Consider the following 11,955-nt stretch of genomic DNA (forward strand, 5'->3'; position numbering starts at 1 on the left):
GAGGCGGAATCGAACCACCGACACGAGGATTTTCAATCCTCTGCTCTACCGACTGAGCTATCCGGGCAACGGAGCGCTATTAAACGGATTTTCGGCCCTCCCGTCAACGCTTTTTTGAAAAAAACTTCAAAAAAGCGCTCAAGCGCTGCATTTTTCAACGAATCGTATTCAATTCATCCAATTTGCAGCCGATTAACCTCTTCCGGCGTTAAAATCTTTTTTGAATTTAGTGACTTTCTCCAGATAACGGCGCGCCTCAGCATTGGGGTGTTTCTTGGTCAAGGCCCAGTAAACCTGATTAGGCTGCAATGAATTAAGGTCATTCATAGCCCGCTTTCTGTCTTTATGGAAAGTATTGAGCACGCCCCCGGTTCCACCGTTATACGCCGAGATCATACTGTACTCCAGCGACAAGGGGTGTCTCACACTCTTGAGATAACGGTTTTTCAGGATATAGAAATACGCCGTTCCGGTATCGATGTTTTGCTCCGGATTAAACAGATACTCTGGTGTAGGTTCTCCCGGCTTGTTCTTGACTAGCTTAAACACGTCTCGTCCTGCCGTTTTAGGTACCACCTGCATCAGACCGTAAGCATTAGCCCAACTCACCGCATAAGGGTTAAAGCTACTCTCCGTTTTGATAATGGCGTAAATCAAATCTTCGGGGATGTCATAACGCTGTGACGCTCGACGAACAATATCGGCATACTGATAACTACGTTGCTCAAAGTGATCTGCCACCATGGGGATTTCAACATAATAGGCCTTTTTGTAATCCACATTCTTGGTTTTGAGCTTATTAGCAATCAGGTAATCAGCAAAGCGATTAGCACGCCATGACCACTGAATCGGTTTTTTATCCTGATCTACGACCTGATTGTACAGAAACGGCTGTCCTTCAAGGGTAATCCCTTTAGAAGAAAACAGGTCGACACTGGAGGGGTCATCCGGTGTCAGTAAGGTGGTCATAATCGCGGTTTTAAGATGCTTCTCAGGCTCAGTCGGGGACACGGTTTCGATGGTAATCATACCGGTGCTGAAGTTAACCTCAGCACGGCTCAAGTAATTGTCTATGTATTTGACATAGTTGCTCTTACCTGCAACCTTAATTTCACGACTGCCCCAACGCTTCTCGATATTTCCATTAAAGCTACTGATAAGCGCGTCCAGGGCTTTGGTATCTTTAATGTACTGACCCGGCAGCTCCGCCAGATTTTTAGCAAATCGGTTCGTCGGCTCGTAGTTGACGTCATAGATTTTTTCGATAAATTCTCGACTGCAACCCACCAGCAACAGCGGCACCAGAAAGTAGATTAGCTTTTTCATAGACAACATTAAAAAACACCACCCAGAGGTGGTGCTTGATTTTTTCCTTGTAGATTACTCAGACGGTGGCGTGTAGCCGTCAATGACAACGTCTTTCCCTTCAAACAGGAAATTGACCATCTCGGTCTCAATCAGTTTACGATGCTCAGGATCCATCATGTTCAGCTTCTTCTCATTAATAAGCATCGTTTGCTTTGCTTGCCAAAGTGCCCATGCCTCTTTAGAGATGTTGTCGAAGATGCGCTTACCCAACTCACCCGGGTACAGTTGGAAGTCCAACCCTTCCGCTTCTTTTTGTAGACGAGCACAAAAAACTATACGGCTCATAATGTTATCCTCAATTAGTGTCGTTGTAAGGTGTCGATCAACTGTTTTACTGGTGCAGCCAATCCCACCTTTTCTGGATTAGATATGTTATACCAAAGACCCTTCGAGTCTTCCATAACCATCGTAGGAAGCGTATTCAGCGTCACAACGATTGGCGTAATATCAAGGTGATAGTGGCTAAAGGTGTGGCGAAAAGCGATGTCTGTTTGTCGTGACACAATCATGGACTCCAGAACCCCCTGAGCCTCCAGAGTTTGCGTAATATCCGCCGTTGCGCTTTCGGGGAAGCAAAAAAGCCCTCCCCAAATTCCCGTTTGCGGCCTTTGAGCCAGCCAGAGTTCATCTTTATGTTTTAAAATCACAAACCAAGTTTCTTTTTCAGGTTTGGTTTTCTTGGGTTTCTTTCCCGGGTAATCAAGTGTATTGCCTTGCTTATTAGCGACACACAAGCTTTCTACTGGGCACAGTATGCATTTAGGTCGACTCCTGGTGCAAACCATCGCCCCCATATCCATCATCGCTTGATTGTACTTATCTGGATCTTCCGATGGTGTGTGTTGCTCGGCAATTTGCCACAGTTGGTTTTCGACTTTTTTTTGCCCCGGCCAACCTTCAACAGCAAAGCTGCGAGCAAGTGTGCGCTTTACATTGCCATCAAGTATCGCATGGGGCAGTTTATGGACCGATGACAACACGGCGGCGGCTGTGGAACGCCCCACTCCCGGTAATGCATTCATTTCCTCAAGAGACAATGGAAACTCACCGCCATATTGCTCTACGACAACCTTCGCCGCCTTATGCAGGTTGCGGGCTCTGGCGTAGTACCCCAGTCCAGTCCATAAATGTAAGACTTCATCCTGAGGCGCACTGGCAAGTGACTCTACTGTGGGGAAATGGTCCAGAAATCGCTCAAAGTACGGTATCACCGTAGCGACCTGGGTTTGCTGAAGCATGATTTCCGATAACCAAACTTTGTAGGCGGTCTTATCCTGCTGCCAGGGTAACTGCTTACGTCCGTATTTGTCGTACCAGTCCAATATTGAGCGTGCAAAAGGCGTCACAATGTCTCTCATCTGTCTTATAATTTGCCGGAAATTGCACCACACTTAGTAACAGAAGTAAAACTTGAAGACATTCTGATCCAATAATGCTTGCTTGCGAGCAAATTCTTTGGATAATTCCCGCTCTGATTATTGAATGAACAGGCTAAACCAATGAGTGAAGTGACTACTAACGAATACACAGAAGATGGCAAACTGATTCGCAAAGTTCGCAGTTTTGTTCGTCGTGAAGGACGTCTGACAAAAGGCCAAGAAGCGGCGATGGAAGAGTGCTGGCCAACGATGGGTATTGATTATCAAGAGTCACTACTCGACTGGGAACAGGTGTTTGGTAACAGCAACCCTGTTGTGCTTGAGATCGGTTTCGGTATGGGAGCGTCATTGGTAGAAATGGCCAAGAATGCACCAGAAAAAAACTTTATCGGTATCGAAGTACACAGCCCGGGTGTCGGTGCTTGTCTTTCTTCAGCACGTGATGCAGGTGTCACTAACCTGCGTGTTATGTGCCACGATGCGGTGGAAGTGTTTGCTAACATGATTCCCGAAAGCAGCCTGAGCACACTGCAACTGTTCTTCCCGGACCCGTGGCATAAAAAACGCCACCACAAGCGTCGTATCGTACAACTGGATTTTGCCGAGATGGTCAGAACTAAGTTGATCCCTGACTCAGGCATTTTCCACATGGCCACAGACTGGGAAAACTACGCTGAACACATGATTGAAATCATGAACCAGGCACCAGGGTTTGAGAACATTGCGACAGAAGGCGACTTTGTTCCTCGTCCGGAAGAGCGCCCCCTTACCAAGTTTGAAGCACGTGGCCACAGACTGGGCCATGGCGTTTGGGATATCAAGTTCCGCCGCACTGCATAGATGCAGTGACTACCGGAACGACTGAACATGAAAAGCCAACCTCTCGTTGGCTTTTTTTAGCGCTCACGTTGGGAGAACTATAACCATGAAACCAACAAAACAAATTCTTTCTACGATTATTAGTGAAGTTAAACCTCTGATTGGTCAGGGTAAGGTTGCAGACTACATTCCTGCCTTGGCAAACGTTGCCAACAGCAAACTGGGCATTGCGGTTTATACTAATGACGGCGAGGTGATTACGGCCGGTGACGCAGATGAAGCGTTCTCCATTCAGTCAATATCAAAAGCGCTCAGCCTGACCCTGGCGATGATGCTCTATAAACCGGAAGAGATCTGGCAACGAGTCGGCAAGGAGCCCTCTGGCCAGGCGTTTAACTCCCTGATTCAGCTTGAAATGGAGCACGGGATACCGCGAAATCCGTTTATCAACGCCGGAGCGATAGTCGTCGCAGATTTGCTGCAAAGCCGCTTATCGGCGCCAAGACAGCGTTTATTGGAATTCGTGCGCGGCCTTTCTGGTGACAGTCATATTGTCTACGATAAAGTGGTGGCAGCGTCTGAAATGATGCACAGTGACCGCAATGCAGCGATCGCCTACCTCATGCGCTCGTTTGGCAATTTCAATAATGAGGTAATTCCAGTACTCAATAACTATTTCCATGCCTGTGCTTTGAAAATGAGTTGTGTCGATTTGGCGAAAACTTTCAGCTACCTCGCGAACAAAGGCCAGTCGGTACACACCAAAAAGCAAATTATCACGCCAACACAAACCAAACAGCTTAATGCTTTACTGGCAACTTGTGGGCTTTATGATGGGGCAGGCGAGTTTGCCTACCGGGTAGGGATGCCGGGCAAATCCGGTGTGGGTGGTGGTATCGTTGCTATCGTCCCGGGAGAAATGACCATTGCGGTATGGTCTCCAGAACTGGATAAGTCAGGAAACTCGCTAGCAGGTACCAGAGCGTTAGAGATGTTATCGGAACGGATTGGTCGCTCGATCTTTTAACGAAAAGGGAGGCTAGTGCCTCCCTCGTTACATAAAGCCTTCCAGTAGATCGTTGAGGAACAGACGCCCTTTATCCGTCAGTTGCCATTCCACATCTGACTCATGAATGTAGCCTTTTTCTTTGGCCCAATTGAGTTTATCGCTAATCGCCGCCTCAGACAGGCCCGTTCTTTGCGCAAACTCGATTCGAGGACACGCTTCAAGTAACCGAAAGCGATTCATAAAGAACTCAAACGGTCTATCTTGCGCCTCTACTTCGGTCTCCGAGTCTAAATAAGGCTTAAGCATATTGAGATAACCTCTCGGGTGCTTAACTTTAGTCGTTCGCACAATACGACCATCGGCAAAACTCAGTTTGCCGTGCGCGCCACATCCAATCCCGAGGTAGTCTCCAAATCGCCAGTAATTCAGATTATGCTGACATTGATAACCTGGCTTGCTGTAGCCTGAAATCTCATATTGCTGATAGCCTGCTTCTTCAAGCATCTTATGGCCTTGCTCATAAATATCCCAAAGGTCGTCATCGTCTGGCAACGTCGGTGGTTTCGAGTAGAACAAGGTGTTCGGCTCAATGGTTAGCTGATACCAAGAAAGGTGCGGCGGGGCAAGGTCAATGGCTTGCTGCAAGTCACTGAGTGCATCCGTCACTGATTGCTCCGGAAGGCCGTGCATCAAATCTAGATTAAAGCTGTTTAAACCGATGGTATGAGCCAACTTTGCAGCATTGATCGCTTCACTTTTCCCATGAATACGACCTAAGCGCTCGAGCTTTTGTTGTTGGAAGCTCTGAACCCCTATAGAGATACGAGTCACGCCGCCTGTTTGATAGCGTTTGAATCTCTCAGCCTCAATTGTCCCAGGGTTGGCTTCCATGGTGATTTCGATATCATCACGAAATGGGATGCGCTGTCTGACTCCATCCAACAACTCCTGAATCAATTCGGGAGCAATCAAGCTTGGCGTACCGCCGCCAATGAAGATCGAGTGCAGCGGACGCTCATCATCCACAAGTTGATAGCGAGCGATATCAGCGTCTAGATCCTCAAGAAGCGCAGTAATGTATGCCTGCTGTGGTATCTCTCCTTTTTGCGCATGAGAGTTAAAATCACAGTAAGGGCACTTTTGTACACACCATGGAATATGAATGTACAGGCTAAGTGGTGGCGGTGTTATTGCAGATAGAGTGGACATCGCTTAAAGACCTTGAGCCTTGATAGTAGCGAAAAGTTCCTTCAACGCCTTACCTCGGTGAGAAAGCTGTTTCTTACGCACAGGGTCCAGCTCTGCAGAAGCACAACCTTCTTCAGGAACAAAGAAAATAGGGTCGTAACCAAAGCCGTTGTCACCAGCTGCTTCAGGCAAAATTCGCCCTTCCCACTTACCATGACAAACTAATGGCGTTGGGTCGTTCTCATGACGCATCAACACTAAGACGCAGTGAAAACGCGCCGTTCTTAACTCTTCTGGCACGTCTTGCATTTCTGTGAGTACTTTTTCTAAGTTAAGTTTGTCAGTCGCACCTTCACCGTAGTATCTCGCTGAGTAGATGCCAGGAGCACCTTTCAGGTAATCGACCTCTAAACCAGAGTCATCAGCAATCGCCGCAAAGCCCGTTTCTTTCGCAGCGTGTCTGGCTTTAATGATGGCATTCTCAATGAACGTCGTCCCCGTTTCAGCCACCTCTGAGACAGCAAACTCACTTTGTGCATGCACGTCGAAACCAAACTCCGACAGCAGATCGGCCATCTCTCCTACTTTACCTTGGTTTCCTGTTGCCAGGACGATTTTTTTGTTCATGACTCTCTCTCAGACTTATTGTTCGACATACAGCTTTTGACTGAAGGAAATTGGACCGCGACCTTTATTTCCTGCATCAACATCTATCGTAAATTTATACAGTTCTTCATTCACGATAGGAAATTGAGCCAGATAGTATATCGCATCTCCTTCTTTGATTTCTCTAAACTCGAGTGTTTTCGTCTGTCCAATTAGGTTTTTGGCTTCACCCTTAATCCCTACCTGCAAAGCTGGTTTGCCAGCACTGGCACGATCGAGCACACTGACATTCACAGTGGCGATGAACTCGTTACGCTTTAATCCATAACTGCGCGCAACTTGCGGTGTCATAAACGTTGAATTAAACACCACATAATGAATTTCTGCATCTTTGATGGTCTTAAATTGACCGGCCTGAACAACCCCCGTTAACAGTAAGGCTGAGACCAACAGTAACCACTTTTTCATTGTTCCTCTCCTTCAAAAAAGCCCTCATAAGAGGGCCTGAAATTCCTTTGGGACCACACAGGGACACACGATACGTATTTGCTTATGTCTCCCCAGCTCCCCTTTTTCAATCAGTACCTGTCCTTTCGCAACTTTAAATTGCTTGGCAAGGTACTTACTCAAATGAGCGTTCGCTTTTCCATCAACCGGAGGCGCGGTTATCGCAACCTTAAACTCATCTCCATGTTCGCCCACCAGCTTGTCACGACTCGCCTTAGGTTGTACGTAGACTCGCAAGATAAGGTCACCCCCATCCAGTTTGATGGCTGCCATCAGAGTCGATACCAGATTGGACCAACAAGGTCACCCATCAGGAAGTTGGCGAACTGCAGGGCAATAAATAACACCAGCACGCTCAGATCAAAACCACCCATAGCCGGAATGATTCGACGGATCGGTGACAGCATAGGTTCAGTCAGTTGATGGAATACGTATTCTATCGGGCTACGACCTTGACTAACCCAACTGAGAATAGCGCGAATCAATAGCACCCAGAACAACAAACCGCCAGCCGCTTTAATCAATGACAGCAGCCCAAGGAAAAGGAAATCTACGCCGAAACTAAAGTTGCCACCTGAGGCAATCAGAACCAACACCACATACTTAGCGACACACAGTACATAAGCGAACAGCAAGGTTGCCATATCGATACTTCCGAGCGACGGTATCATTCGTCTTAAAGGCGCCACGACTGGTTGTGTCGCCTTCACAATAAACTGTGAAAACGGATTATAGAAATCTGCACGTGCGGCTTGCAGCCAGATGCGCAAAATAACGACCATGATATAAAGATCGAACAAGGTCGATATCAAAAAACTCATTGAATTCATAACTAGCCCTTACGAGTTATCATTATTGGGTTAAAACAGTTTTTCCATCTCTTCTGCGCGCGTCACTGCCGCTTGCATCGCTTTGGCTACAATGCCACGAATATCGCTCTCTTCAAAGGTACGAACCGCTTCGGCTGTCGTCCCTCCTTTCGAAGTCACCTGCTGGCGCAACGTGGCTAAATCGGTTTGCGGATTTTCTGCGACCATTTTAGCCGCTCCTAATGCCGTCTGCTGAACCAGTAATCTCGCAGTTTCGCTATCAAAGCCACTCTCTATTGCCTGCTGCTGAATTGCCTCCATAAACAGGAAGAAATATGCGGGTGCACTACCAGCCGCAGCAATAACATCATTGATTCCAGATTCCTGCTCAACCCAACACACCTTACCCACTGCTTGCATCAGTGAGCCCGCAAACACCTTATCGACTTGCGGCGTATTTTCAGATGCGAACAGACCACTCATCCCTTCACCAACCAGCGAGGGAGTATTGGGCATTACTCGAATCAGATTTAACGCACAATTGAACATCTGCTGTAAGCGCGCGACAGAAATCCCTGCTGCAATAGAAATGACCAACTTACCCGAGTAGTCCACGTCCTGAAGTGGTTTTGCCACCTGTTCCATCATTTGCGGTTTGACCGCTAGCACAACCACATCAGCCTGGCTGGCTGCCTTTAGGTTATCGGTCGTGGTGTCTATCCCGTATGCCTGTTGCAAATCATCGAGCTTACCCGTACTCGGGTTTGCTGCAATGATGCATTTTGGATCATAGCCACTGCCCACCAGGCCAGCGACAATAGAGCGAGTCATGTTACCCGCCCCAATAAAGGCGATTTTTCTTTGTTCCATTAACCTTTCCTAAGTAAGAAATCGCGAGCAATACAACAATAGTTATTACGCTCTGTTGCTGTAATCCCTGGCGCCAAAAATTGCCGTACCGATACGCACGATCGTACTACCTGCTTCAATCGCCGCAGTCATGTCCCCACTCATTCCCATAGACAAGGTATCCACTGTAGGGTAACGAGCTGCCAGCTGAGCTTTTACCTGCGCAAGTTCCTGAAATGCTCTCAGTTGTGATTCGTAGTTGCTCACGTTCTCGGGAATCGACATTACTCCCCTTAACGTGAGGTTTGGCAATGAAGAAATCAATTGCGCCAATTCGAAAACTTGCTCACTATCAATGCCAGACTTGGATAATTCACCACTGGTATTTATCTGAATTAGCACCTGAAGGGGTGGCATAGTTTCTGGACGCTGGTCATTAAGACGCTGCGCAATTTTCGCCCTGTCCACGGTATGAACCCAATCAAAACGCTCGGCAACCGGGCGAGTCTTGTTGGACTGAATAGGGCCAATAAAGTGCCATTCTATATCAAGATCGGCATGCTGCTCATTGAAATGATCGACTTTCGAGACACCTTCCTGAACATAGTTTTCTCCAAACAAACGCTGCCCGGCATCACAGGCTTCCAAAATAGCCTCAATAGGCTTGGTTTTGCTTACCGCAAGTAATTGCACGTCACCTTGCGCTCTCCCGCACTTTTGCTCGGCTTGAGCAATTTGGGACGTGATTAGTTCTAAATTTTGTTGAATACTAGTCATGGCTTTCAAATTATAAGGAAAATGAATGGATATCACCGAGTTACTAGACTTTAGTGTAAAGCATAACGCTTCAGATCTACACCTTTCCGCCGGCGTTCCTCCTATGGTCCGAATCGACGGAGAAGTAAGAAAGCTTGGTATACCAGCTCTGGAGCACTCTGAAGTCATAAAACTAATCTTTGACATCATGAGTGACAAGCAAAGAAGTGAGTTCGAGGAACATCTGGAAATTGATTTTTCCTTTGAGGTGCCAGATCTAGGGCGATTTCGTGTCAATGCCTTCAATCAGTCCCGAGGTTGCTCGGCAGTTTTCCGTACTATCCCAACCCGCATTCCTACGCTGGAGCAAATTGATGCGCCGGAAAAGTTTGCAGAGCTGGCCAATCTGGAGCGAGGGCTTATCTTAGTCACGGGACCAACGGGTTCGGGTAAATCAACCACTCTTGCCGCGATGGTCGACTATATCAACCAGCATCAGAATAAACACATTTTAACGATTGAAGATCCTATTGAATTTGTCCACCAGAATAAAAAATGTCTGATAAACCAACGCGAAGTTCACAGAGACACGCACAGTTTTCAAGCCGCACTTCGCTCTGCCCTTCGCGAGGATCCTGATGTAATCCTGGTTGGCGAGCTTAGAGATCAGGAAACGATCTCCCTTGCCCTGACCGCAGCGGAAACAGGTCATCTGGTGTTTGGCACTTTACATACCAGCTCAGCGGCTAAAACCATAGACCGTATCATTGATGTCTTTCCGGGTCAGGATAAGGAAATGGTTCGCTCCATGCTCTCTGAATCGCTGCGAGGTGTGATCGCGCAGACGCTACTCAAGCGAGTAGGAGGAGGACGTATTGCCTGCCATGAAATCATGATTGCTACACCGGCAATCCGCAATCTGATTCGAGAAGACAAAGTCGCGCAAATGTATTCCATTATTCAGACAGGTGCCGCCAGTGGTATGCAAACTATGGAACAACACTCTAAACGCCTGCTCTCCCAAGGTTTGGTGGAACTTGACGAAGTCACTAAGAAGATTGAGCAAACCAACTTGTTGTTTCAGTAGAGGTCCGTTATGAATGACATCGACGCGATTTTAAATCATATGCTCAGCGTTAAAGCTTCCGATCTTTACTTGACCGTGGGCGCGCCCCTTCTTTTTCGGGTGGACGGCGATCTCAAGGCCAAAGATAATCCATTGGCAGAAGATGACATCACGACCCTGCTGACAACCGTAATGGATGAGTCAAAATACTCTGAGTTTGTGACAACTAAAGAAGCGAACTTCGCTATTGTCAAACCGTACGGGCGCTTTCGCGTCAGTGCTTTCTACCAAAGAGAAATGCCAGGTGCAGTAATTCGTCGCATTGAAACTCAAATTCCGAGTTTCGAGGACCTGTCTTTACCGGATGTTCTCCAAAACCTCGCCATTGCCAAACGTGGTCTGGTGTTGATTGTCGGGGCTACAGGATCAGGTAAGTCAACAACCATGGCAGCGATGACTGGATATAGAAATCAGCACCGTAGTGGGCATATCCTGACAGTAGAAGATCCGATCGAGTTCGTTCATGAACACGACAAATGCATCGTCACTCAGCGCGAAGTCGGTCTCGATACCGAAAGCTACGAAATCGCGCTTAAAAACTCATTGCGCCAGGCTCCGGATATGATTCTTATTGGCGAGATACGCACCACAGAAACCATGGAGTACGCAATGGCATTTGCAGAAACCGGCCATCTTTGTATTGCGACGCTTCATGCCAATAATGCCAGTCAGGCATTAGAGCGTATTCTTCACCTGGCCCCTAAAGACCGCAAAGAGCAATTTCTGTTCGACTTATCGTCCAATTTGAAAGGAATTGTCGGGCAGCAATTAATTCGAGATAAGCAAGGCCGGGGACGACACGGCGTCTTTGAAGTACTGCTTAATAGCCCAAGGGTGAGTGAGCTTATTCGCAGAGGCGAGTTGCATGAAATCAAAGGCGCGATGGCAAAAAGCAAAGAGATGGGAATGCAGACGTTTGATCAAGCCCTTTACGAGTTAGTCGTAGCAGACAAAATCAATCAGGAAGATGCGCTACATAGTGCCGACTCACAGAATGATTTGCGACTGATGCTCAAGCTAAAAGGCGGTGAAGACGGTCAAAACTCAAGACTCAGCCATATCAAGATTGATATGAGTTAACAATCTATCTTTAGGGGGCGGGAGCACGATAAGGAACCCGTGGCCGTGTTCCCTCTGCAGGACTAGAACGCGATCGACCGGATTTGGGCGACGTGTACTGTGACATCAAGCTTACAAAGCTTGGGAGTATAAAATGCAAAAAAGCCGCATCTTTCGATGCGGCTTTCTTTTAAGTGGCTCCCCCTGCGGGACTCGAACCTGCGACATACGGATTAACAGTCCGCCGTTCTACCAACTGAACTAAGGGGGAATTACTTTTCAGTAATAAAGTGGTGCCGACTACCGGAATCGAACTGGTGACCTACTGATTACAAGTCAGTTGCTCTACCTACTGAGCTAAGTCGGCACTTAAAGCAAGCTTATCGCTTACTTTTAAAAGTGGCTCCCCCTGCGGGACTCGAACCTGCGACATACGGATTAACAGTCCGCCGTTCTACCAACTGAACTAAGGGGGAATTA

The 11,955-nt window shown here is 47.4% G+C and carries 14 protein-coding genes and 3 tRNA genes; 4 read left to right on the plus strand and 13 right to left on the minus strand.

The genetic code is table 11. From position 1 onward, the window contains the following. Window positions 1–192: 192 nt before the first annotated feature. The 3 genes from mltC to mutY are packed head-to-tail and all read right to left on the minus strand — an operon-like array spanning window position 193 to window position 2,726. Window positions 193–1,326, minus strand: coding sequence for a membrane-bound lytic murein transglycosylase MltC (gene mltC / locus C4S60_RS22985; protein WP_103882845.1), 1,134 nt, complete (start codon window positions 1,324–1,326; stop codon window positions 193–195). Window positions 1,327–1,380: 54 nt separating this feature from the next. After that, window positions 1,381–1,653, minus strand: coding sequence for an oxidative damage protection protein (locus C4S60_RS22990; protein ID WP_103882822.1), 273 nt, complete (start codon window positions 1,651–1,653; stop codon window positions 1,381–1,383). A 14-nt stretch (window positions 1,654–1,667) separates the two neighbouring features. Continuing rightward, complete coding sequence (gene mutY, locus C4S60_RS22995) at window positions 1,668–2,726, minus strand: A/G-specific adenine glycosylase (protein ID WP_425275155.1); 1,059 nt, start codon at window positions 2,724–2,726, stop codon at window positions 1,668–1,670. A gap of 141 nt (window positions 2,727–2,867) precedes the next feature. Here mutY and trmB point away from each other — a divergent pair, with 141 nt between their 5' ends. Together trmB and glsB are read left to right on the plus strand one after the other, a co-directional pair. Further along, a complete protein-coding gene (gene trmB, locus C4S60_RS23000; protein ID WP_103882824.1) occupies window positions 2,868–3,587 on the plus strand; it encodes a tRNA (guanosine(46)-N7)-methyltransferase TrmB in 720 nt (239 codons plus the stop codon). An 85-nt stretch (window positions 3,588–3,672) separates the two neighbouring features. After that, a complete protein-coding gene (gene glsB, locus C4S60_RS23005) occupies window positions 3,673–4,593 on the plus strand; it encodes a glutaminase B (RefSeq protein ID WP_103882826.1) in 921 nt (306 codons plus the stop codon). Between the two features lie 27 nt (window positions 4,594–4,620). Here the strand turns inward: glsB and hemW are convergent, their stop codons facing one another. Genes hemW through C4S60_RS23040 form a run of 7 tightly spaced genes read right to left on the minus strand, consistent with a single transcriptional unit; the run spans window position 4,621 to window position 9,311 of the window. Next, window positions 4,621–5,784, minus strand: a complete 1,164-nt coding sequence (gene hemW, locus C4S60_RS23010; RefSeq protein WP_103882828.1) for a radical SAM family heme chaperone HemW — start codon at window positions 5,782–5,784, stop codon at window positions 4,621–4,623. A 3-nt stretch (window positions 5,785–5,787) separates the two neighbouring features. Then, complete coding sequence (gene rdgB, locus C4S60_RS23015) at window positions 5,788–6,390, minus strand: RdgB/HAM1 family non-canonical purine NTP pyrophosphatase (protein WP_103882830.1); 603 nt, start codon at window positions 6,388–6,390, stop codon at window positions 5,788–5,790. Window positions 6,391–6,405: 15 nt separating this feature from the next. After that, on the minus strand, window positions 6,406–6,837 hold the full coding sequence (locus C4S60_RS23020; RefSeq protein WP_103882832.1) for a DUF4426 domain-containing protein: 432 nt from the start codon (window positions 6,835–6,837) through the stop codon (window positions 6,406–6,408). A 24-nt stretch (window positions 6,838–6,861) separates the two neighbouring features. Then, on the minus strand, window positions 6,862–7,149 hold the full coding sequence (yggU, locus tag C4S60_RS23025) for a DUF167 family protein YggU (protein ID WP_103882834.1): 288 nt from the start codon (window positions 7,147–7,149) through the stop codon (window positions 6,862–6,864). Beyond that, the gene (locus C4S60_RS23030; protein WP_103882836.1) at window positions 7,149–7,706 is read right to left on the minus strand and encodes a YggT family protein; all 558 of its coding nucleotides are present in this window, start codon (window positions 7,704–7,706) and stop codon (window positions 7,149–7,151) included. Before C4S60_RS23030 ends, yggU begins: the two co-directional genes overlap by 1 nt. A 30-nt stretch (window positions 7,707–7,736) precedes the next feature. Further along, a complete protein-coding gene (gene proC / locus C4S60_RS23035) occupies window positions 7,737–8,555 on the minus strand; it encodes a pyrroline-5-carboxylate reductase (protein WP_103882837.1) in 819 nt (272 codons plus the stop codon). 45 nt (window positions 8,556–8,600) lie between these two features. Beyond that, entirely contained in the window at window positions 8,601–9,311 is a 711-nt protein-coding gene (locus C4S60_RS23040) for a YggS family pyridoxal phosphate-dependent enzyme (protein ID WP_103882839.1), read from the minus strand. A 25-nt stretch (window positions 9,312–9,336) separates the two neighbouring features. Between C4S60_RS23040 and C4S60_RS23045 the strand changes: the two genes are divergently transcribed. Together C4S60_RS23045 and C4S60_RS23050 are read left to right on the plus strand one after the other, a co-directional pair. Continuing rightward, window positions 9,337–10,377: a type IV pilus twitching motility protein PilT gene (locus tag C4S60_RS23045; RefSeq protein ID WP_103882841.1), complete on the plus strand. Its 1,041-nt coding sequence runs from the start codon at window positions 9,337–9,339 to the stop codon at window positions 10,375–10,377. A 9-nt stretch (window positions 10,378–10,386) separates the two neighbouring features. Beyond that, entirely contained in the window at window positions 10,387–11,496 is a 1,110-nt protein-coding gene (locus C4S60_RS23050) for a PilT/PilU family type 4a pilus ATPase (RefSeq protein ID WP_103882843.1), read from the plus strand. Between the two features lie 174 nt (window positions 11,497–11,670). Here C4S60_RS23050 and C4S60_RS23055 read toward each other — a convergent pair. From C4S60_RS23055 to C4S60_RS23065, 3 genes are all read right to left on the minus strand, one after another. Then, a tRNA-Asn gene (locus C4S60_RS23055) sits at window positions 11,671–11,746 on the minus strand. Between the two features lie 20 nt (window positions 11,747–11,766). Next, a tRNA-Thr gene (locus C4S60_RS23060) sits at window positions 11,767–11,842 on the minus strand. Between the two features lie 33 nt (window positions 11,843–11,875). Further along, window positions 11,876–11,951 (minus strand) — tRNA-Asn (locus tag C4S60_RS23065). Window positions 11,952–11,955: the final 4 nt, after the last annotated feature.

This window comes from Vibrio hangzhouensis (genome assembly GCF_900107935.1).
GTDB classification, from domain to species: Bacteria; Pseudomonadota; Gammaproteobacteria; order Enterobacterales; family Vibrionaceae; genus Vibrio; species Vibrio hangzhouensis.